Origin of the sequence: Mycolicibacterium iranicum (assembly GCF_014190915.1) — a bacterium.
Taxonomy (GTDB): Bacteria; Actinomycetota; Actinomycetes; order Mycobacteriales; family Mycobacteriaceae; genus Mycobacterium; species Mycobacterium iranicum_B.
The window spans coordinates 430562-451348 of sequence record NZ_JACHVU010000004.1 but is presented as its reverse complement, the minus strand read 5'-3'; the positions used below and the strand labels follow the sequence as shown (position 1 = coordinate 451348).

Here is a 20787-nt window from a genome sequence, read left to right as displayed (position 1 = left end):
AGCTATTTGGCTCCTCGCCCCAGCGAGTCGTCGGCCACGCTGAAACGCGGGAACGCCAGGTCGCCCGCGTAGCGCGCGGCGTCGCCCAGCTCCTCCTCGATGCGCAACAGCTGGTTGTACTTGGCGACCCGCTCGCTGCGCGCCGGTGCACCCGTCTTGATCTGGCCGCTGCCCACGGCGACCGCGAGGTCGGCGATCGTCGTATCCTCGGTCTCGCCGCTGCGGTGGCTCATCATCGTCTTGTAGCCGGCGTTGTGGGCCAGCGACACCGCGTCCAGCGTCTCGGTCAACGTGCCGATCTGGTTGACCTTGACCAGCAGCGCATTGCCTGCGCCCTTCTCGATGCCGTCCTCGAGCCGCTCGGGGTTGGTCACGAACAGGTCGTCGCCCACGAGCTGCACCCGGTCGCCGATGGCCGAGGTCAGCGACACCCAGCCGTCCCAATCGTCTTCGGAGAGCGGGTCTTCGATCGAGACCAGCGGGTAGGCGCCGATCAGCTCCTCGTAGAACGCGGACATCTGCTCGGCGGTGCGGGTCTCCTTCTCGAACGCGTAACCCGTGCCGTCGGTGTGGAACTCGGTCGCGGCGACGTCGAGCGCCAGCGCCACCTCGCTGCCGAGCTTCAGGCCGGCAGCCTCGATCGCGGTGCCGATCAGGTCCAGCGCGGCCCGGGTGCCGGGCAGGTCCGGCGCGAAACCGCCCTCGTCGCCGAGACCGGTGGCCAGGCCCTGCTTCTTGAGCACCGACTTCAGCGCGTGGTACACCTCGGCACCCCACCGCAGCGCCTCCTTGAAGGAGGGCGCGCCGATCGGGGCGATCATGAACTCCTGGACGTCGACGCCGGTGTCGGCGTGGGCGCCGCCGTTGATGATGTTCATCATCGGCACAGGCAGGATGTGGGCGTTGGGTCCGCCGATGTAGCGGAACAGCGGCAGTTCGGCCGACTGCGCGGCGGCCTTGGCCACCGCGAGCGAGACGCCGAGGATGGCGTTGGCGCCGAGGCGCGACTTGTCCGGGGTGCCGTCGAGGTCCAGCAGCGCCTGGTCGACGAGACGCTGCTCGTCGGCGCCGAGTCCGATCACCGCGGGCGCGATCTCGTCGAGCACCGCCTCGACGGCCTTCTCGACACCCTTGCCGAGGTAGCGCGAACCGCCGTCACGCAGTTCGACGGCCTCGTGCTCGCCTGTGGAGGCGCCGGACGGAACGGCAGCGCGGGCGACGGTTCCGTCCAGCAGGCCCACCTCGACCTCGACTGTCGGGTTGCCCCGGGAATCGAGAATCTCGCGGGCGCCGACCTGCTCGATGATGGGCACTTTCTTGCCTCCTGGTCTCTGCTCAGAACTGTCCGGCCTTGAGCCTAGATCGTGGCCGGTCGGCCGGCGTCCTCAGAGCGGATGTCCCTGCGCGTAGGCCGTCGCCCAGTCCCGCACATTGCGCGCGTAGGCGTCCGAGTGGTTGTAGGCGCGCAGCGCCTCCATCCACCCCCGGGGCTTGGACAGGTCCTTGCCGCGCCAGCACAGGTACCCCGCCGCCGACAGCGCCGCGTCGTCCATGTTGTCGGCGCTGATCTCACCGTCGTTGTTCGCATCCACGCCGTACAGACGCCACGTCTCGGGGATGAACTGCATCGGCCCCATCGCGCGGGCGAACGGTTCGTCCCCTTTGTCCTCGACGGCCGGGTCGTGGCTGACGGAGTCGTGATCCATGATCTCGAGGTTGCCGTTCGTGCCGTCGAGCAGCACGCCCCGGATCGGCGGCGTCACCTCCCCGTCGGGCGCGACCGTCGCACCCCGGTAGGTGCCGTGGTGGCTCTCCACCTGACCGATGCCGGCCAGCGTCGTCCATGCCAGGTGGCAGTCGGGGTTCTCCACCTCGGCCACCCTCGCGGCATAGGCGTAGGCCTCGAGCGCGGTCACCGGAATACCCAGCGCAGGCGCCCGCTGGGCCGCCCATTCGTGCAGCTGGTCGGCCGGTCGCCCCTTGGCGTAGGTGTCGATCTGCGGTACGGCGTCACCCGGGGGCGGCGGGACGCCGTCGGGCACGGGAACACCCAGCTGCCATGAACAGCTGGAGGCCATGAGCAGCGCTGTCGCGCCGATCACCGCCATCCCTTGTAGCCAACGCACCCGCGTCACCGGACTCCTCAACCCGTTCTCCTTGTAGCCATGCTCCCATGTGACGAAGGACTAAAGACTCATCCCGGCCCGCGCGGCACGGGTGTACATTCACTGTGCGCTTCTGGAACTGAGGTGAGCCACACCTAGCTTTGGGTAGCCATGGCTGGGTGAACGGACGCGTAGCGAGGACAATTCGATGGTTGCTGGTACCGACCTTGCGGTCACGACCCTCTACGCGGCTCCCAACATCACCTCACAGCTTTTCGGCAGCGGACTCATAGGTTTGCGTGAGGGTCTGGAAGCCGCGATCGTCGTGTCGATCCTGGTGGCGTTCCTGGTCAAATCCGACCGCCGCGATGCGCTGAAATGGGTGTGGCTCGGCGTGGGCGCCGCCGTGGCGATGACGCTGATCGTGTTCCTGACCATCCAGTTCGGCGAGAACACCATCACGGGCCTGGCCGCCGAGGCCATCGCCGGGGTGGCGTCGCTCATCGCCGTCGCCATCGTCACCACCATGGTGCTGTGGATGAAGAAGGCCTCGGCATCGCTGTCCGGCGAGTTGCGCAGCGGCATGACCCGGGCCCTGGAGACGGGGCCGCTCGCCGTCGCGATGCTCGCGTTCCTTGCCGTCGGCCGTGAAGGTGTCGAGACGGCTTTGTTCATGGTCGGTTACGCCGAGGCCCAGTCGAACTGGCCGCTCATCGGGCTCATCGCCGGCGTCGCCATCGCCGGGGTGATCGCGTACGGGATGTACCGCGGCGCGCTGAGCATCAACCTCGCGAAGTTCTTCAAGTACACCGGCATCTTCCTGATCGTGGTCGCCGCCGGAATCCTGTCCTACGGCATCGGCGCGCTCCAGACCGTGGGCTGGCTGCCCGGGCTGGCGAACCGGGCGTTCGACATCAGCTCCTGGTTCGACTGGTCCGCCTGGTACGGCGAGGTCATCCAGGGCATCTTCAACGTCACGCCGACCCCCACCGTGCTGCAACTGGCCGGCTACCTGCTCTACCTCGTCGCCGTGCTGGCGCTGTTCCTGCGCCCCGCGACCTCACCGACCCCCGCACCGTCTACTCCATCACCCGAAAGGTCGACTACGTGAAGGTTCAATCCTCTGCCGCGGTCCTCGCGGCGGCCCTGGCCGCACTGACACTCACCAGCTGCCAGGCCAAGGAAGACACCGGCGCCGGCGAGGAGAGCGGCGGCAGCACCGCTCCCTCCGAGGTCACCGTCGACGCGTCGGACACCTCGTGCGAGCTGTCCGGCACCGAAGGCAAGACCGGCGCCAACACCTTCGTCATCACCAACAACGGCTCGAAGGTCACCGAGTTCTACGTCTACGGCGAGGGCGAGCGGGTGATGGGCGAGGTGGAGAACATCTCCCCCGGACTGCAGCGCAAACTGATCGTCCAGCTCAGCCAGCCCGGCACCTACCAGACGGCGTGCAAGCCCGGCATGATCGGCGACGGTCTGCGCGGCGACTTCACCGTCACCGGTGAAGAGGTGCAGATCGACACCGAGGGCAAGTTCAAGGAAGCCGCCGACAGCTACAAGCGCTACGTCAACAGCCAGGTCGAGGCGTTCGTCCCGGCCGTGGAGTCGTTCGCGGCCGCGATCAAGGCCGGCGACATCGAAGGCGCCAAGGCGCAGTACCCGACCTCGCGCACCTACTTCGAGCGCATCGAGCCCGTCGCCGAGTCGTTCCCCAACGATCTCGACCCGCGCATCGACCTGCGTGAAGCCGATCTGGAGCCCGGCCAGAAGTGGACCGGATTCCACCGGCTGGAGAAGGACCTGTGGGTCTCCGGTCTGCAGCCCGACACCAACGCGATCGCCGACCAGCTCGTGGCCGACGCCAAGGAGCTGCAGGCGGGCGTGAGCGCACCGGACTTCACCGTCGACTCCACCCAGATCGCCGGCGGCGCCCAGGGCCTGCTCGACGAGATCGCCACCGGCAAGATCACCGGCGAAGAGGACATCTTCAGCCACACCGATCTGTGGGATTTCAACGCCAACCTGCAGGGATCGCAGACGGCCGTCGCCTCCGTGCGGCCGATCCTCGACGAGCGCAACGCCGATCTCGGCAAACGTGTCGACCAGCGCTTCGAAGAGGTCGAGGCTCTGCTGGAGAAGTATCGTGAAGGCGACGGTTTCGTCCTGTACGACAAGGTGACCGAGCCGGAGCGACAGGAACTCTCACGCGCCATCGACGCGCTGAGCAAGGAGGTTAGCCAGGTGCAGGGTGTCATCGCCCCCCAGTGACGTGACGCCGCCGGCTCAGCCCGACCCGCAAAGGTCCGGGCTGAGTCGGCGCAAGCTGTTCGGCGCCGCCGGTGTGACCGCAGCGGTGGTCGGCGCCGCCGGCGCGGGAGCGCTGGCGGGCCGCGCGTCGGCGGCGCAGACGCCCGACCACCTGCAGACCGCCGTTCCGTTCCGCGGTGTGCACCAGGCCGGCATCGTCACCGAGGCGCAGGACCGGATGCACTTCGCGACGTTCGACGTGACGACGAAGAGTCGCGACGACGTCATCAAGATGCTCGCCGACTGGACCGAGATGGCCGAGCGGATGACGCAGGGCAAGGAGGCGTTCCCGAACGGCTCCACCGGTCAGAACCCGTATTCGCCGCCGTCGGACACCGGTGAGGCGCTGGGTCTGCCGGCCTCCCAGCTGACCCTGACCATCGGCTTCGGGCCGTCGTTCTTCCTCAAGGACGGTGTCGACCGGTTCGGCATCGCCGACAAGAAGCCGGCCGAGCTGATCGACCTGCCGAAGTTCCCGAACGAGAAGATCGACCCCGCCAAGAGCGGCGGCGACATCGTCGTGCAGGCGTGTGCCAACGACCCGCAGGTGGCGGTGCACGCCATCCGCAACCTGGCCCGCATCGGCTTCGGCACGGTCGCGGTGCGCTATTCGCAGCTGGGGTTCGGCCGCACCTCCTCGACCACCCGCGACCAGTCGACCCCGCGAAACCTCTTCGGGTTCAAGGACGGAACGGCGAACCTGCGTTCCGACGAGACCGAGAAGCTGAACAAGCACGTCTGGGTGGCCGACGGGGACGGGCCCGACTGGATGACCGGCGGTTCCTATCTGGTCGCACGGCGGATCCGGATGCGCATCGAGCAGTGGGACCGCACGACGCTGCTCGAACAGGAACGCGTGATCGGACGCCAGAAGGGCAGCGGCGCCCCGATGGGACTCGAGGACGAGTTCGAAGAGCTGAACTTCGACCTGAAGAACACCAAGGACGAACCGCTCATCGACACGCTGGCCCACGTGCGGCTCGCCTCACCGGAGCATCTCGGCGGTATCGAGATCCTGCGGCGCGGGTACAACTTCACCGACGGTTCGGACGGTTTCGGTCACCTCGACGCAGGGCTGTTCTTCATCGCGTTCGTCCGCAACCCCATCACGCAGTTCGTGCCGATGCAGAATGCGATCTCGCGCGACGATGCGATGAACGAGTACGTCTTACCGACCAGCTCCGCGGTGTTCGCCTGCCCGCCCGGCATTCGCGAGGGCGACACGTCCACGTTCTGGGGTTCGACCCTGTTCGACTGACGGTCGAGGGGGCGTGTCCGGGTCCGGTCGCCGCCGGGCGCGAGTTGCGTAACGCCAGGGCGGAATTCGGGGCCGAAAACCGCCGCAGCGTTACGTAACCTCGTCGGCAGGGTCCTCGGGGGCCTCGGTCTCGGGGGCCTCGGTCTCGGGGTCATCGTCGGCGGGGGCCTCGGGGTCCTCGAGCTTCGGGGCCTCGGCGGCGCCCGGCCAATGCGCGCGCCACTCGTCCTCGGTGATCATCCCGTGCGGGGTGTGGTCGAGCTCCTCGGCGACGTCGGCGCTGCGCCGGGCCGTCACCGCGGCCCGCTCGGCGGCGCGCACGTCGTCCATGAACTCCAGAACCGCTGTGCGCAGCGCAGTCTCGGCGTCGACGTCGGCCGACACGGACACCGAGGTGATGGAGGCGGGAATCAGATCCAAGGGCACCCCCGCGGTGTCGGCGCGGGCGAGCACCTTCTGGGTCAGCGCCAGCGCGGGCTGGGCGGTCGGGATGTCGTCCATGCAGGACTCGCGCGACGAACGTTCCAGCGCCTTGCGCTGCTCCCACTGCGCCAGCTGGTCTTCCAGCGAAATCGATTCGCCCGCAAGCACAGCCGGCACGCGGTGGCCGAGCTTGCGCACCAGCGCATCGGCGACGTCGTCGACATCGAACGAGTCCTGAGGGGCCTCCTGGGCGATGCGGGCGTGGAAGAGCACCTGCAGCAGCACGTCCCCGAGCTCGTCGCGCAGCTCCGTGAGGTCACCGCCGTGCACGGCGTCGAACAGCTCGTAGGTCTCCTCCAGCAGATAGCGACGCAGCGAGTCGTGTGTCTGCCGGCTCTCCCACGGGCCCGCGGTGCGCAGCTTGTCCATCATGACCACCGCGTCGACGAGGCGTTCGCCCGGTTGCGCGGCCGGCGCGGAGATCACCCGCTCCCCCGCCGCGACACGGGCCCGCACCGACGGATGGTTCGCATCCGAGGACAGCAGGACCTCGGCCTGATCGTCGGAGTCACCGGAGAAGGCCGGCCGGGCCGACGGCAGCGACCACGGCACCTTGATCGGCATCTCCTCGGTGTACTGCACGTCACCGGAGAGCAATTCGATCGCCTCGACAGGCACCAGCGACGGGCGGCGTGGGTCGACGAGGACGACGGTCATCGGTCCGGTTATATCAGTTCCGGACCCCGGGCATCCATTCCTCGACCGGCGCGCTCTCGGCGCTCACTCGTGCAGCACCTTGATCAGCCCGGCGACGAAGTCGACGAGCTCGAGGTCGCGGATCCGGGGCGCCCCGACCCCGCTGCCGGCCCGCGGGATCGGCACCTGCACGGTCGAGGTCGTGGCGCGGTAGTTCGCGCCGGCGTACAGGCGCTTGAGCCGCAGCTGGGCCGAGTCGGGCAGCGTCAGCGGCGAGACCCGCAGCGTCGAGGCCGACGCCGAGACCGCACCCACCTCGGTGATGCCGTGCGCACGGGCCAGCAGGCGCAACCGGGCCACCGCCACCAGCAGCAGTGCGGGTTCGGGCAGCGGACCGTAGCGGTCGATCAACTCCTCGATGACCGAGTCCACCGCGCTGTCGTCGGGTGCGGCCGCGAGCCTGCGGTAGGCCTCCAGCCGCAGCCGGTCGCTGCCGATGTAGTCGGGCGGCAGGTGCGCGTCCACCGGCAGGTCGATGCGCACATCCTTCGGCTCTTCCGGTGTCGCAACGGTTTTCCCGTCAGCGGCAGCGCGGTAGGCCTCGACGGCCTCGCCGACCAGCCGTACGTACAGGTCGAAGCCGACGCCGGCGACGTGGCCGGACTGCTCGGCGCCCAACACGTTTCCGGCGCCGCGGATCTCGAGGTCCTTCATCGCGACGGCCATGCCCGCGCCCAGCTCGTTGTTCTGCGCGATGGTGGCCAGCCGGTCGTACGCCGTCTCGGTCAGCGGCACCTCGGGCGGATACAGGAAGTAGGCGTAACCGCGTTCCCGCGACCGCCCGACGCGGCCGCGCAGCTGGTGCAGCTGCGAGAGGCCGAACGTGTCGGCCCGCTCCACGATCAGCGTGTTGGCGTTCGAGATGTCAAGGCCCGTCTCGACGATCGTCGTGCAGACCAGGATGTCGAACTCCCGGTTCCAGAAGCCCTCGACCGTCTTCTCGAGCTGCTCTTCAGGCATCTGGCCGTGGGCGACGACGACCCGGGCCTCGGGGACCAGCTGACGCACCTTCGCGGCGGCCTGGTCGATGGACCGCACCCGGTTGTGGATGTAGAACGCCTGCCCGTCGCGCAGCATCTCGCGCCGCAACGCCGCGGCCACCTGTTTGTCGTCGTGCGGGCCGACGTAGGTCAGCACCGGGTAGCGCTCCTCGGGCGGGGTCAGGATGGTCGACATCTCGCGGATACCGGCCAGGCTCATCTCCAGCGTGCGCGGGATCGGGGTGGCGCTCATCGTCAGGACGTCGACGTGGGTGCGCATCGACTTGATGTGCTCCTTGTGCTCGACACCGAAGCGCTGTTCCTCGTCGACGATGACCAGCCCCAGGTCCTTCCACGTCACGCCGGTCTGCAGCAGGCGGTGCGTGCCGATGACGATGTCGACCGAACCGTCCTTCATCCCCTCCATGGTCGCGCGGGACTCGGCGGGGTCGGTGAACCGGGACAGCCCCTTCACGGTGACGGGGAATCCGGTCATGCGGTTGGAGAACGTCTGCAGATGCTGGTCGGCCAGCAGCGTCGTCGGCACCAGCACCGCGACCTGCTTGCCGTCCTGCACCGCCTTGAACGCCGCGCGGACCGCGATCTCGGTCTTGCCGTAGCCGACGTCGCCACAGATCACCCGGTCCATCGGGACGGGCTTCTCCATGTCGGATTTCACCTCGGTGATCGCGGTCAGCTGGTCGACAGTCTCGGTGAACCCGAACGCATCCTCCATCTCGACCTGCCACGGGGTGTCCGGCGCGAACGCATGCCCCGGTGAGGCCTGACGCTTCGCATAGAGGGTGACGAGTTCGGCGGCGATCTCTCGAACTGCCCGGCGCGCTTTGGTTTTCGTGTTGGCCCAGTCGCTGCCGCCGAGCTTGCTCAGCGTGGGCGCCTCGCCGCCGACGTAACGGGACAGCTGATCGAGGGAGTCCATCGGCACGTAGAGCCGGTCCGAACCGCCGCCGCGCTTCGACGAGGCGTACTCCAGCACCAGGTATTCGCGGCGGGCCCCGCCGACGACCCGCTCGGTCATCTCGACGAACCGGCCGATGCCGTGCTGGTCGTGCACGACGAGATCGCCGGCGGTCAGCGCCAGTGGGTCGACCACGTTGCGGCGCTTGGCCGCCAGCTTCTTACCCTCGGTGGCCGCGGCCCGGTTGCCCGTCAGGTCGGTCTCGGTGATGACGACGAGGTTGGCGCCCGGAATCACCACACCGTCGTGCAGCGGGCCCTTGATGACGCCGACGACCCCTTCCTTGGGGGCGGCACCGGGCTCGAGAATCGTTGCGGGCGTGTCGGACTCGGAGAGCTGCTCGACGACGCGCATGGCCGTGCCGGTGCCCGGGGTGACCACGGCACCGAAGCCGCCGGTGGCGACGTGGGCGCGCAGCATCGCGAAGATCTCGTCGAGATTGTGCTGCTGGCCACGCGCCGACGGCGCCGGCCGCAGATCCAGCGCGGTCGACTCGTCCGACCCGCTGTCGAGCTGACTCAGGGTCCACCAGGCGTGCCCGCCCTCGCGCGCGGCATCGCGGGCGTCGTGGTAGCTGACGTACCCGGATGCCCCCAGCGCCTCGATGTCGATGGGCACGTCTCCCCCGACCGCGGCCGTCGACCAGGACGCCTCCAGGAACTCGCGTCCCGTCTTGATCAGGTCGGCGGCGCGGGTGCGGATCTTCTCCGGATCGCACAGCAGCAGCGGGGTGCCGTCGGGCATGTGGTCGGGCAGGGTGGCGAAATCGGTGGGCCGCAGCAGCGGCAGCAGCGCCTCCATCCCCTCGACCGGGATGCCCTCGGCCAGCTTGGCCAGCATGTCGGGCACACTGCCGGGCACGCTGTTCTCCTGTGCCGGATGCTCGGCGGAGAGCGCGGCGGCACGCTCGCGGACGTCGGCGGTGAGCAGGATCTCGCGGCACGGCACGGCGATCAGCGTGTCGATCTCGATCTCGGGGATCGACCGCTGGTCGGCCACGGCGAACATCCGCATCTCCGAGACCTCGTCGCCCCAGAACTCGACGCGCACCGGATGTTCGGCGGTCGGCGGGAACACGTCGAGAATGCCTCCACGGACGGCGAATTCGCCGCGTTTGCCGACCATGTCGACGCGCGTGTAGGCCAGGTCGACCAGCCGCGCGACGGTGGCGTCGAAGTCGGCGTCCACGCCGACGGTCAACGTGACCGGCTCGATCTGCGCCAGGTCGGGCGCCATCGGCTGCAACAGTGAGCGCGCGGTCGTGACGACGACGCGCAGCGGCGGCCCGAGGCGGGCATCGTCCGGGTTGGCCAGGCGGCGCAGCAGCATCATCCGGGCGCCGACGGTGTCCACGCCGGGTGAGAGCCGCTCGTGGGGCAGCGTCTCCCACGACGGGAACATCGCGACGGTGTCGCCGAAGACGCCGCGCAGCTCGGCGGTCAGGTCGTCGGCTTCGCGCCCGGTCGCGGTGACGACGAGAAGCAGGCCGGACTGCGCGAGCGCGGACGCCACGTACAGGCGTGCGCTCGCCGGGCCGACGAGGTGGAGATCGGCAGGCCGGTCGGCCGCGCGGCGAGCCACTTCCTGGAGGGAGGGATCACGCAGCGCCACATCGACGAGGCCCGCGATCGGGGTGTGGACGTGGAGGGTCCCCGATGCGGTCATGATGCCTCCATCGTAGGCACTCCTGCGCCGGCCCGCCGCCGGGGCGTAGCCGCCGCCCACGTGCCGCGAAATTGGTGCTCAAGGGGGGTCTGCGGCGGTGTTAGCTTCAGCATCGACAGGCTCATGCGTGCTGGGGAGGGTATCGGTGGTCACGATTTCGGTCGTGGAGGGCACCCGGCCGTGGCGTCTGCTGGATGCCGCGGCCGCGCAGGACCAGAAGGCGTCATCGCTGGCCGCGCAGATCGAGTCGCAGCAGCGTGAGCTGCAGAACCTACGCGCCGCCTGGACGGGCGAAGCGGCCGACGCCGCGACCGCGCGGGCCGACACCCAGCTGACGCGCCAGCAGGCGATGCTCACGACGCTGACCGCCCACGCCGCCGCCCTGCGCTTCGGCGGCGCCAACCTGGATCCCCTCCGCGCCCAGATCTCGGCGATGAAATCACAGGCCGTCGCGCTGGGCGGCATGGTCGGTGACGACGGCACCGTCACCGGTCACAACACCCTCGGGATGATGTCGCCCACGCTGGCGGCGGCCTACACCACGTCGCTGAAGAACATGCTCGCCACCTTCGGCCGGGTGGATACGGCGACCGCGGAGGCGCTGCGCACCGGCATCGTGCCCGCCACGGCGCCGGCGCCCGACTTCGGCTGGACCGACGAGGATCTCTACCGCGGCGACCCCGCGGGGTCCGACGTGAACCAGGACGGCATCGGGGACTGCTACCTCGTCGCGACGATGAGCGCCGTCGCCAACGCCGACCCGCAGTGGATCAGGGACCGCATCGCCTACGACGCCCGGACCGGCATGTTCGACGTGACGTTGTGGAACGGGTCCGAATGGCAGCACATCGCCGTCACCCAGGCCGACATCGACGCCAACATCGCCGCCCGCGGCGCCAGCGGGATCGACACCGCCACGCCGGGGGTCACAGATCCGGGTGCCCCGCTGTGGCCCGCGGTCCTCGAATCGGCCTACGCGAAGATGAAGGCCCCCGGCAAGGGCATCGAAGGCATCGAATCCGGCTTCACCCCACCGGCCCTGGAAGCGCTCACCGGCAACAACGGCGACTGGATCGTTCCGGCGACGGAGTGGATGACCCCGAGCCAGAACATCGACTCCCAGATCGCCGACGCGCTGACCGGCAACCAGCCGGTGATGCTGTCGACCAGTGTCTTCGGCGGCCCGCTCCTTGAGGCCCAGCACGTCTATTCGATCGAGGGCATCGCCGGCACGGGCAGCGATGCGGTGGTGACGCTGCGCAACCCGTGGGGACCGGACGACGGTCCGCCGGTCATCGAAGCGCGCCTGGGCGACCTGATCGGGACCGATCCGCTCGGCGGTCTGGGCCTCGGCCCGACCGGCATGATCAACATCGGCCGATTGGGGTCCTGAGTGAGACGCAGGATCCTGGTCGCGGTGATCGCCGCCGTCCTCGTCGTGGCCGCCGCAGCCGGCGCCTACCGATCGTGGTACCTACCGTCCCAGCGACCGATCCTCGTTGGGGCCAAACCGATTCCGGCGCACAAGCTGGAGATGATCCCGGTCACCCCGCTGGCGCAGGTGCCCGTCTCCGACGCCGCCCGGACGGATGTCGCCGACACGTTGCGCGGCGCGGCGCTGTCGCTGAAGCCCGGCAGTCGCATCACCGAGGAGCAGATGTTCTCGCATCCGGGCGGGTGGTACCCGCTGCAAAAGCTGACGAGCGAGTACTTCGCGGCGTTCGGGATGCGGCTGCAGACCGATGCCCAAATGCAGTTCGATGGGTACGCGTTCCGCGACCTGACCTGGGGCACAGCCTGGCCGCGCGCACTGTTCGACGACAGATCGGTGGTGGCGGTCAGCTACTACGCGCCGCTGACACCGGGGTACCGCGAGTCCATGCTCGGCTTCTTCGTGATGACCCCGGAGGAGTCCCGATGAAGCGACTCGTCGTCGCCGTCCTGGCCGTCGGCCTCGTGGTGGCCGTCGCGTTCACCGCGTACACGCGGGTGTATCTGCCTTCGACACGCCCCGTTCTCAACGGGGCGCCCCTCGTGCTGCCCATCAAGATCGAAAAGCTCTCCGCCGAACCGCTCAGCGCTGCGCAGCCCACCGACCAGGAGCGCTGCGGCGCCACGCTCCACGAGGCGATCGCCGCCGTCGCGCCCGGCTATCGCATCGACTCCGAAGAGCTGTACGTGCGGAAGAACGGCTACGACTCGGTGGCGCTGCGCACGATGGCCGGGGAGTACCTGGACACCTTCGGCCTCCGTCTGTCCGCCGACGCCGAGGTCACCGTCGACGGGCAGTCCGTGGACTACCTCATCTGGCGGCCCGACTGGTTGCACAGCGTCGTCGAGGACCGGATGGTCGTCGCCGCCATGTTCGGCACCAGGCTCGCCGACGGGGCCCCGGCGATGGCGTTCGGCTACTTCGTCCTGCGGCCGGTCTGACGCCTATTCCTCGTGCAGCACCGGGTCGGACTCCAGGTGCGTCAGGCCGTTCCAGCACAGGTTGACCAGATGCGCGGCGACGACCTCTTTCTTGGGTTCGCGGATGTCGAGCCACCACTGCGCCGCCATCGACACCGAGCCGACCAGGGCCTGCGCGTAGAGCGGCGCGAGATCGGGGTCCAGGCCACGGCGGGAGAAGTCACCGGCCAGGATCGACGCCACCTGGCTCACGGCATCGTTGAGCAGGGTGGAGTATGTGCCCTGCGTGATGCTGGCCGGGGAATCGCGGATCAGGATCCGGAAGCCGTCGGTGCGCTCCTCGACGTAGGTCAGCAGGGCCAGCGCGACCCGTTCGACGCGCACCCGGGAACGGTTGCCGGCCAGCGAGGACGTAATGCCGTCGAGCAGCGCCGACATCTCGCGGTCCACGACGACGGCGTAGAGCCCCTCCTTCCCCCCGAAGTGCTCGTAGACGACCGGCTTGGACACATTGGCGCGAAGCGCGATCTCCTCGATCGACGTCCCGTCGAAGCCGCGCTCGGCAAACAGGGACTTCGCGATCTCGATCAGCTGCTGGCGGCGCTCGCTGCCCGTCATTCTCGCCCGCGGCGGCCGGATGGCGGCGTGGGTGCTGTCGTCCGGTGCTGATCTGGCCACGCGTTTCAGAGTAAGTCCTTCGACTAGAGTCTCTGGGTGATCGGTCCGTCGTGGTGTAATCGGCAGCACCTCTGATTTTGGTTCAGATAGTTCAGGTTCGAGTCCTGGCGACGGAGCTCAACATGTGGCGAGCGTGCGCAAAAAGACAGCCAGAAGCGGCGTGTCAGCGTGCAGACACGCGCGCTCGCGGAGCAGGGCGGGCTGGTTTCGAGAAGGGCGTGAACATCGATGCGTGAGACCGCGGTCCTGATTCTGGCGGCGGGTGCCGGCACCCGCATGAAGTCCGACACCCCGAAGATGCTGCACACACTGGGCGGCCGCAGCATGCTGGCTCACAGCGTGCACGCTGTCGCCGGGGTCGCGCCTCAGCACCTCGTGGTCGTCGTCGGCAAGGACCGCGAGCGCGTGATCCCCGCGGCGACGCAGATCGGCGAGACCCTCGGCCAGACCGTGCAGATCGCCGTGCAGGAGGAGCAGCGGGGCACCGGCCACGCCGTCGAGTGCGGCCTGACCGCGCTTCCCGACGGCTTCGACGGCACCGTCGTCGTCACCGCCAGCGACGTGCCGCTGCTCGATGCCGCCACGTTGGGTGAGCTGGTGGCCACCCATCACGCGGCGTCCGCCGGTGCGACTCTGCTGACCACGACGCAGGCCGACCCGACCGGATACGGGCGCATCCTTCGGGGTGACGATGGTCAGGTGACCGGGATCGTCGAGCAGGCCGACGCCAGCGACGAGCAGAAGGCCATCACCGAGGTCAACGCGGCGGTGTACGCGTTCGACATCGCGGCGCTGCGCAGCACGCTGAGCCGGCTGCGGTCCGACAACGCCCAGCAGGAGCTCTACCTGACCGACGCGATCGCGCTCGTCCGCTCCGACGGCGGTGTCGTGCAGGCCGTCCACATCGACGACACCGCGCTGGTCACCGGTGTCAACGACCGCGTCCAGCTGGCCGCCCTCGGCGCCGAGCTGAACCGCCGGGTCGTCGAGAAACACCAGCGCAACGGGGTGACGATCGTCGACCCCGGGACCACGTGGATCGACGTCGACGTCACCCTCGGCCGCGACACCGTGGTGCGGCCCGGCACCCAATTGCTGGGCGCGACCAGCATCGGCGCCCACTGCGAGATCGGGCCGGACACCACGCTGACCGACGTCGCCGTCGGCGACGGCGCCCAGGTGATCCGCACCCACGGCAGCGCCTCACAGATCGGCGCCGGCGCCGTCGTCGGGCCGTTCACCTATCTGCGGCCCGGCACCGCACTCGGCGCGTCGGGCAAACTCGGCGCGTTCGTCGAGACCAAGAACTCGACCATCGGCGCCGGCACCAAGGTGCCGCATCTGACCTACGTCGGCGACGCGGACATCGGCGAGCACAGCAATATCGGCGCGTCCAGCGTGTTCGTGAACTACGACGGAGAAACGAAGAGCCGCACCACGATCGGGTCTCACGTGCGCACCGGGTCGGACACCATGTTCGTCGCACCGGTGTCCGTCGGCGACGGCGCCTACACCGGCGCCGGCACAGTCGTCCGCGACGACGTGCCTCCCGGGGCGCTGGCCATCTCGGCGGGCCCGCAACGCAACATCGAGGGTTGGGTGGCGCGCAAGAGGCCCGGCAGCGCCGCGGCCCGAGCCGCCGAGAATGCGGGCGCCACGGACGGCCAAGCTACCGGCGAGTAGCTTTTCGTCGCCCTTTATTGGCATTCTGGTAACCCGCCAGCGTATGGACAGCAGCGCTACGTACGATGGCCCCGTATCGATCCCCGACCCCGACGCCGAGGGCAGCCCCGTGAGCCACGACTGGACCGACAACCGCAAGAACCTGATGCTCTTCTCGGGTCGGGCGCACCCCGAACTCGCCGAGCAGGTCGCCAAAGAACTCGACGTGGCGGTCACCGCGCAGACCGCGAGGGACTTCGCCAACGGGGAAATCTTCGTCCGTTTCGACGAGTCCGTCCGCGGCAGCGACGCATTCGTCCTGCAGAGCCATCCGGCGCCGCTCAACACCTGGCTGATGGAACAGCTGCTGATGATCGACGCGCTCAAGCGGGGCAGCGCCAAGCGCATCACCGCGATCCTGCCCTTCTATCCCTACGCCCGGCAGGACAAGAAGCACCGCGGTCGCGAGCCCATCTCCGCGCGTCTGGTCGCCGACCTGTACAAGACCGCAGGCGCCGACCGCATCGTGACCGTCGACCTGCACACCGACCAGATCCAGGGCTTCTTCGACGGCCCGGTCGATCACATGCGGGCCCAGAAGCTGCTCACCGGCTACATCGCCGAGAACTACGCCGACCACGACATGGTCGTGGTGTCCCCCGACTCGGGCCGTGTGCGCGTGGCGGAGAAGTGGGCCGACTCGCTCGGCGGCGTCCCGCTGGCCTTCATCCACAAGACCCGCGATCCGCTGGTGCCCAACCAGGTCAAGTCGAACCGGGTGGTCGGTGACGTCAAGGGCAAGACCTGCATCCTCAGCGACGACATGATCGACACCGGCGGCACGATCGCCGGCGCCGTACGCCTGCTCAAGGAGGACGGAGCCGCCGACGTCGTGATCGCCGCGACCCACGGCGTGCTCTCCGACCCGGCCCGCGAACGCCTCGCAGCCAGCGGCGCCCGCGAGGTCATCGTCACCAACACGCTCCCCATCGGCGAGGACAAGATGTTCCCGCAGCTGACCGTGCTCTCGATCGCGCCGCTACTGGCCAACACGATCCGCGCCGTGTTCGAGAACGGTTCGGTGACAGGACTTTTCGACGGATCGGCCTGACATGCCCAGCGACGGCCGGGCAGTGGTGTACCACAACCCGAAATGCTCCACCTCGCGTAAGACGTTGGAGTTGCTGCGCGACAACGGGGTCGAACCCGAGATCGTCCTCTACCTGGAGAATCCGCCGTCGCCCGCGGAACTGAAGACGATGATCGCCGACGCCGGGATCGACGTCCGCGCTGCGGTCCGCACACGGGAATCGCTCTACAGCGAACTGGATCTGGCGTCGGCATCCGACGAAGAGCTTCTCGATGCGATGGCCGCGAACCCGATCCTGATCGAGCGGCCGTTCGTCGTCACCGACAAGGGCACCCGCTTGGCGCGTCCGCTCGACAACGTCCGAGAGATTCTGTGACCGTTCGCCTTCGGATCGCCGCGTCCGCGGCAGCGGCCCTGGCCCTGACCGGGTGCGCCACCGAGACGCCCGACTATCAGTCGATCTGGTCGACGAGCAGTGCCGCGCCGACATCGACGAGCGCCGAAACCGGCGCGCCAAAGCCCATCGCGGCATTCCTGGAGGAACAGGGGGTCAGCGGTCAACCTGTCGCCCCCGACAAACTCACCGACCTCACGGTCTCCATGCCCACCCCGGCGGGGTGGAAGCCGTACCAGAGCACTGATTTCGCGCCGGGTACCCGGATGATCGCCAAGGGCGACACGTACCCGACGGCCATGCTGATGGTGTTCCAACTCGACGGTGACTTCGACGTCGCCGAGGCGCTCAGCCACGCCAACGCCGACGCCCAGATGTCGGAGAACTTCCGGCAACTCAACACCTCCACCGCCGACTTCGCGGGCTTCCCGTCCTCGATGATCGAGGGCAGCTACGACCTCAACGGCACCCGCATGCACAGCTACAACCGCATCGTCATCGCCACGGGTACACCACCGAAGAAGCAGCGCTACCTGGTGCAGTTCACGGTCACCGGCTACGCGGACAAAGCTGCCGCAGAAGCACCCGACATGGAGACCATCATCAAGGGATTCACGGTCAAGGCTCCCTGAGTGCCCGTCCCGCTGCGCCCGGTGAACCGATCAACCGTCCGGTTAGGGTGTTCGCCATGAGCGACTGGACCGCCGCCGAACTGCCCTCCTTCGCCGGGCGCACCGTCATCGTCACCGGGGCCAACAGCGGGCTCGGGCTCGTGACGGCGCGAGAGCTCGCCCGTGTTGGCGCCACCACGATCCTGGCGGTGCGCAACCTGGAGAAGGGCCGGACCGCCGCGGCGGGCATGACCGGCGACGTCGAGGTCCGCAAGCTCGACCTGCAGGACCTCGCATCGGTCCGGGCCTTCGCCGACGGGATCGACCGTGTCGACGTGCTGGTGAACAACGCCGGGATCATGGCCGTGCCCTACGCGCAGACGGTCGACGGGTTCGAGAGCCAGATCGGGACCAACCACCTGGGCCACTTCGCCCTGACCAACCTGTTGCTGCCCAAGATCAACGACCGGGTCGTCACCGTGTCGTCGATGATGCACCTGCTCGGCTACATCAGCCTCAAAGACCTGAACTGGAAGTCCCGGCCCTACCTGGCCTGGCCCGCCTACGGCCAGTCGAAACTCGCGAACCTGCTGTTCACCAGCGAGTTGCAACGCCGGCTCGACGCCGTCGGATCCGCGGTGACGTCAATTGCGGCGCACCCCGGATATTCGTCGACCAACCTGCAGGGCCAGACCGGGAGCCGCTTCGGGACGCGCATCTGGGACACCGGAAATCGGTTGCTGGCCACCGACGCCGATTTCGGGGCGCGCCAGACGCTGTACGCGGCGTCGCAGGACCTCCCCGGGAACAGTTTCATCGGCCCCCGGTTCTCGATGCGCGGTGCCACAGTGCAGCACTGGCGCACCCCGCTGGCCCGCGACCGCGCCAGGGCCACCGCGCTGTGGACACTGTCCGAGCAGCTCACGGGCACCCAGTTCCCGCTCTGATTTTTCGCTGACCGTCTGCCTGCGCTACCCTTGCGGACGCGTCACGGCGAGGGTGGCCTGAATCCAGGGCCGCCGTTATCGACGGGAACCAGCACTTCGGTGCGCACCCTGGCCGTGCCCGAGACCCATCACCGGCACAGGAGCACACCATGGCGAAGAACGCCCCCAACAATCTGACCGCACAGGTCCGCGGCACCACCGGCAAGGGCGCCTCGCGTCGCGCCCGCCGCGAGGGCCGCGTTCCCGTGGTTCTCTACGGTCACGGCACCGACCCTCAGCATCTCGAGCTCAACGGCCACGACTTCGCCGCCGTGCTGCGCAACTCCGGCACCAACGCCGTGCTCACCCTCGACATCGACGGCAGCGAGCAGCTCGCGCTGACCAAGTCGATCGAGATCCACCCGATCCGCCGCAACATCCAGCACGCCGACCTGCTCGTGGTCCGCCGCGGCGAGAAGGTGACCGTCGAGGTCACCGTCGTCGTCGAGGGCGAGGCCGCCCCCGGCACGCTGGTCACCCAGGATGCCAACACCGTCGAGATCGAGGCCGATGTGCAGTCGATCCCCGAGCAGTTCTCGGTGTCGGTCGAAGGCGCACAAGAGGGCACCCAGATCACCGCGGGCCAGATCGAACTGCCCGGCGACGTGACGCTGATCTCCGACCCTGAAACCCTGGTCGTCAACGTCGTCGCGGCGCCGACCGAGGAGGAGCTGGAGGCCGAGGGCGGTGGCGCGTCGGTCGACGAGCAGGCCGCCGAGGCTGCCGAGGCGGACGCCGAGGGCTCCGACGCCGCCGAGGGCGACGACTCGGCCGAGTCCGCCTCCGAGTAGACGGACAGCATCATGGCCGAAACCGTCCTGGTGGTCGGCCTGGGCAACCCCGGACCGCAGTACGCCACGACCCGGCACAATCTCGGGTTCATGGTGGCCGACGTCCTCGCCGACCGCATGGGCGAGACGTTCAAGGTGCACAAGAAGTCCGGTGCGGAAGTGGCCACCGGGCGGCTCGCGGGCCGCCCGGTGGTACTGGCCAAGCCAAGGGTGTACATGAACGAATCGGGGCGTCAGGTCGGTCCGCTGGCGAAGTTCTATTCGGTCGCACCCACCGACGTCGTCATCATCCACGACGAGCTGGACATCGACTTCGGTCGCATCCGGCTCAAGGCCGGTGGCGGGGTGGCCGGACACAACGGTCTGCGGTCGGTGGGATCAGCGTTGAGCAGCAACGATTTTCAGCGAGTGCGGGTCGGCATCGGCCGCCCACCGGGCCAGAAGTCCGGCGCCAGTTTCGTGCTGGAGAACTTCAATTCCCGCGAACGTCCGGAACTGGGCACCATCGTCGAGCTGGCCGCCGACGCGACCGAGCTGTTGATCGAGCTCGGGGTCGAGCCGGCTCAGAACACGGTGCACGCCTGGGCCTGACATGCCGCCCCCTGACAGCCCTCGCCGGCCTCAGCGTCCGCGGATCCCGCTGTCCACGGTCTTGACCGGCTTGTGCGGGAAGCGCTTCACCGCGTGCGCCTCGGCCTCCGAACCGGGGAGCACGTAGAGCGTTTCGCGTTTGTCCTGCAGGGGTTTGAGGACGAGCTCCATGAAACCCTTGCGGTCGTCGAGGTAGGGCTCGATCACCTCCTCCCCCGCCGGGCACACCGCCAGGCAGTAGGCCGCCTTGTAGTTGGCCTTGAACGACAGGCTCTGCCACATCGATGCGTTCTCCGAATCGCTGACCCGCGAACGGAAGTCGGCGGCGTCGGTACTGTCGGCGATCGTCTGCGCCCAGTCGGTGAAGCCACCCATGAACTCCCGGTAGTTGTGCACCGAGCACGCCACGAAGTCGAAGTCACCGTTCTTCTTGATGGCGCCCACCGGACACGCCGCCACGCACAGCTTGCACTCGAGGCAGGGCGAATAGTCCAGCGGCTCTGCGTAACTGCTGATCTCGGAGGCCACCAGGATGGTTCCCAGCAGGATGAAGTTGCCGAACTTCGGGTGGATGACGTTGCGGTGGATGCCCATCGCGCCCATGCCCGCCGCCACCGCCACCGGTTTGTGCGCGACGACCCAGATCCGGCCGGGAAAGCGGTCCATCTCCATGGGGAAGGTCGCCGACGGGTTGACCACCCGGTGACCGGCGTCCTGCAGCACCCGCGTGATGCGGTGTGCGGCCTCGTTCATGATCTCGCCGCTGCGATGGAACTCCTGGTTGGCGACGCTGCGGGCGGTCGAACGCACGTTGTCGCGGTTCATCTTGACCACCAGCGAGAGGTAGCTCGCCGCTCCCGGCAGCGCCGCCTCCACATGGGAGCGTTCGGACTCCAGGGCGGGGTCGGTGACACTGGCGAAACCGACGTCGTCGACACCGGCGTCGAGGCACACCTGCCGGAGCCACGCGGCGTCAAGCACGCCCGGCTTCGGCGCCGGACGGGACCGCACCGCACGCACGGTCGGATGGTCGGCCAGACGGGCAGGAATCTTCTCCACGTAGCTGAGTATAGCCACACATACTCAGGGGAGGGTC

The 20787-nt window shown here is 68.6% G+C and carries 19 protein-coding genes and 1 tRNA gene; 14 read left to right on the top strand and 6 right to left on the bottom strand.

The window, feature by feature from the left end; genetic code table 11:
- Positions 1-2: 2 nt before the first annotated feature.
- Both eno and FHR72_RS12510 read right to left on the bottom strand, forming a co-directional pair.
- Complete coding sequence (eno, locus tag FHR72_RS12515; protein ID WP_183468275.1) at positions 3-1313, bottom strand: phosphopyruvate hydratase; 1311 nt, start codon at positions 1311-1313, stop codon at positions 3-5.
- Positions 1314-1385: 72 nt separating this feature from the next.
- Positions 1386-2135, bottom strand: a complete 750-nt coding sequence (locus tag FHR72_RS12510) for a lytic transglycosylase domain-containing protein (RefSeq protein WP_183468273.1) — start codon at positions 2133-2135, stop codon at positions 1386-1388.
- Between the two features lie 178 nt (positions 2136-2313).
- On the opposite strand from FHR72_RS12510, the gene efeU reads away from it, so the two are divergent.
- The 3 genes from efeU to efeB are packed head-to-tail and all read left to right on the top strand — an operon-like array spanning position 2314 to position 5673.
- Positions 2314-3216, top strand: coding sequence for an iron uptake transporter permease EfeU (gene efeU, locus FHR72_RS12505; protein ID WP_183468272.1), 903 nt, complete (start codon positions 2314-2316; stop codon positions 3214-3216).
- Positions 3213-4376, top strand: a complete 1164-nt coding sequence (gene efeO / locus FHR72_RS12500) for an iron uptake system protein EfeO (protein WP_183468271.1) — start codon at positions 3213-3215, stop codon at positions 4374-4376. Before efeU ends, efeO begins: the two co-directional genes overlap by 4 nt.
- The gene (efeB, locus tag FHR72_RS12495; RefSeq protein ID WP_183468270.1) at positions 4357-5673 is read left to right on the top strand and encodes an iron uptake transporter deferrochelatase/peroxidase subunit; all 1317 of its coding nucleotides are present in this window, start codon (positions 4357-4359) and stop codon (positions 5671-5673) included. Before efeO ends, efeB begins: the two co-directional genes overlap by 20 nt.
- Positions 5674-5763: 90 nt before the next feature.
- Here efeB and FHR72_RS12490 read toward each other — a convergent pair whose 3' ends face one another.
- Positions 5764-6813, bottom strand: coding sequence for a nucleoside triphosphate pyrophosphohydrolase (locus tag FHR72_RS12490; protein ID WP_183468269.1), 1050 nt, complete (start codon positions 6811-6813; stop codon positions 5764-5766).
- A 63-nt stretch (positions 6814-6876) separates the two neighbouring features.
- Positions 6877-10476 (bottom strand): transcription-repair coupling factor, encoded by a 3600-nt coding sequence (gene mfd / locus FHR72_RS12485; RefSeq protein ID WP_183468268.1) that lies wholly within the window; start codon positions 10474-10476, stop codon positions 6877-6879.
- Between the two features lie 145 nt (positions 10477-10621).
- Here mfd and FHR72_RS12480 point away from each other — a divergent pair, with 145 nt between their 5' ends.
- Genes FHR72_RS12480 through FHR72_RS12470 form a run of 3 tightly spaced genes read left to right on the top strand, consistent with a single transcriptional unit; the run spans position 10622 to position 12909 of the window.
- Complete coding sequence (locus tag FHR72_RS12480; RefSeq protein WP_183468267.1) at positions 10622-11869, top strand: C2 family cysteine protease; 1248 nt, start codon at positions 10622-10624, stop codon at positions 11867-11869.
- Positions 11870-12397 (top strand): hypothetical protein, encoded by a 528-nt coding sequence (locus FHR72_RS12475; RefSeq protein ID WP_183468266.1) that lies wholly within the window; start codon positions 11870-11872, stop codon positions 12395-12397.
- The gene (locus FHR72_RS12470) at positions 12394-12909 is read left to right on the top strand and encodes a hypothetical protein (RefSeq protein WP_183468265.1); all 516 of its coding nucleotides are present in this window, start codon (positions 12394-12396) and stop codon (positions 12907-12909) included. The genes FHR72_RS12475 and FHR72_RS12470 overlap by 4 nt, the downstream gene beginning before the upstream one ends.
- Positions 12910-12912: 3 nt before the next feature.
- On the opposite strand, the gene FHR72_RS12465 is transcribed toward FHR72_RS12470, so the two are convergent.
- Positions 12913-13506 (bottom strand): TetR/AcrR family transcriptional regulator, encoded by a 594-nt coding sequence (locus FHR72_RS12465; protein ID WP_183468485.1) that lies wholly within the window; start codon positions 13504-13506, stop codon positions 12913-12915.
- 104 nt (positions 13507-13610) lie between these two features.
- Between FHR72_RS12465 and FHR72_RS12460 the strand changes: the two genes are divergently transcribed.
- From FHR72_RS12460 to pth, 8 genes are all read left to right on the top strand, one after another.
- Positions 13611-13682 (top strand) — tRNA-Gln (locus FHR72_RS12460).
- Positions 13683-13794: 112 nt separating this feature from the next.
- Entirely contained in the window at positions 13795-15249 is a 1455-nt protein-coding gene (glmU, locus tag FHR72_RS12455; RefSeq protein ID WP_183468264.1) for a bifunctional UDP-N-acetylglucosamine diphosphorylase/glucosamine-1-phosphate N-acetyltransferase GlmU, read from the top strand.
- A 109-nt stretch (positions 15250-15358) separates the two neighbouring features.
- Positions 15359-16339 (top strand): ribose-phosphate diphosphokinase, encoded by a 981-nt coding sequence (locus tag FHR72_RS12450; RefSeq protein WP_183468483.1) that lies wholly within the window; start codon positions 15359-15361, stop codon positions 16337-16339.
- 1 nt (position 16340) lies between these two features.
- On the top strand, positions 16341-16694 hold the full coding sequence (arsC, locus tag FHR72_RS12445) for an arsenate reductase (glutaredoxin) (RefSeq protein ID WP_183468263.1): 354 nt from the start codon (positions 16341-16343) through the stop codon (positions 16692-16694).
- Complete coding sequence (locus FHR72_RS12440; protein ID WP_183468262.1) at positions 16691-17344, top strand: LpqN/LpqT family lipoprotein; 654 nt, start codon at positions 16691-16693, stop codon at positions 17342-17344. Before arsC ends, FHR72_RS12440 begins: the two co-directional genes overlap by 4 nt.
- Positions 17345-17400: 56 nt before the next feature.
- Positions 17401-18270 (top strand): oxidoreductase, encoded by an 870-nt coding sequence (locus FHR72_RS12435; RefSeq protein WP_183468261.1) that lies wholly within the window; start codon positions 17401-17403, stop codon positions 18268-18270.
- 149 nt (positions 18271-18419) lie between these two features.
- Positions 18420-19100, top strand: a complete 681-nt coding sequence (locus FHR72_RS12430) for a 50S ribosomal protein L25/general stress protein Ctc (protein WP_183468260.1) — start codon at positions 18420-18422, stop codon at positions 19098-19100.
- A gap of 12 nt (positions 19101-19112) precedes the next feature.
- Positions 19113-19691, top strand: coding sequence for an aminoacyl-tRNA hydrolase (gene pth / locus FHR72_RS12425; protein ID WP_183468259.1), 579 nt, complete (start codon positions 19113-19115; stop codon positions 19689-19691).
- A gap of 30 nt (positions 19692-19721) precedes the next feature.
- Here pth and FHR72_RS12420 read toward each other — a convergent pair whose 3' ends face one another.
- Positions 19722-20750: a 4Fe-4S binding protein gene (locus FHR72_RS12420; RefSeq protein WP_183468258.1), complete on the bottom strand. Its 1029-nt coding sequence runs from the start codon at positions 20748-20750 to the stop codon at positions 19722-19724.
- Positions 20751-20787 lie beyond the last annotated feature (37 nt).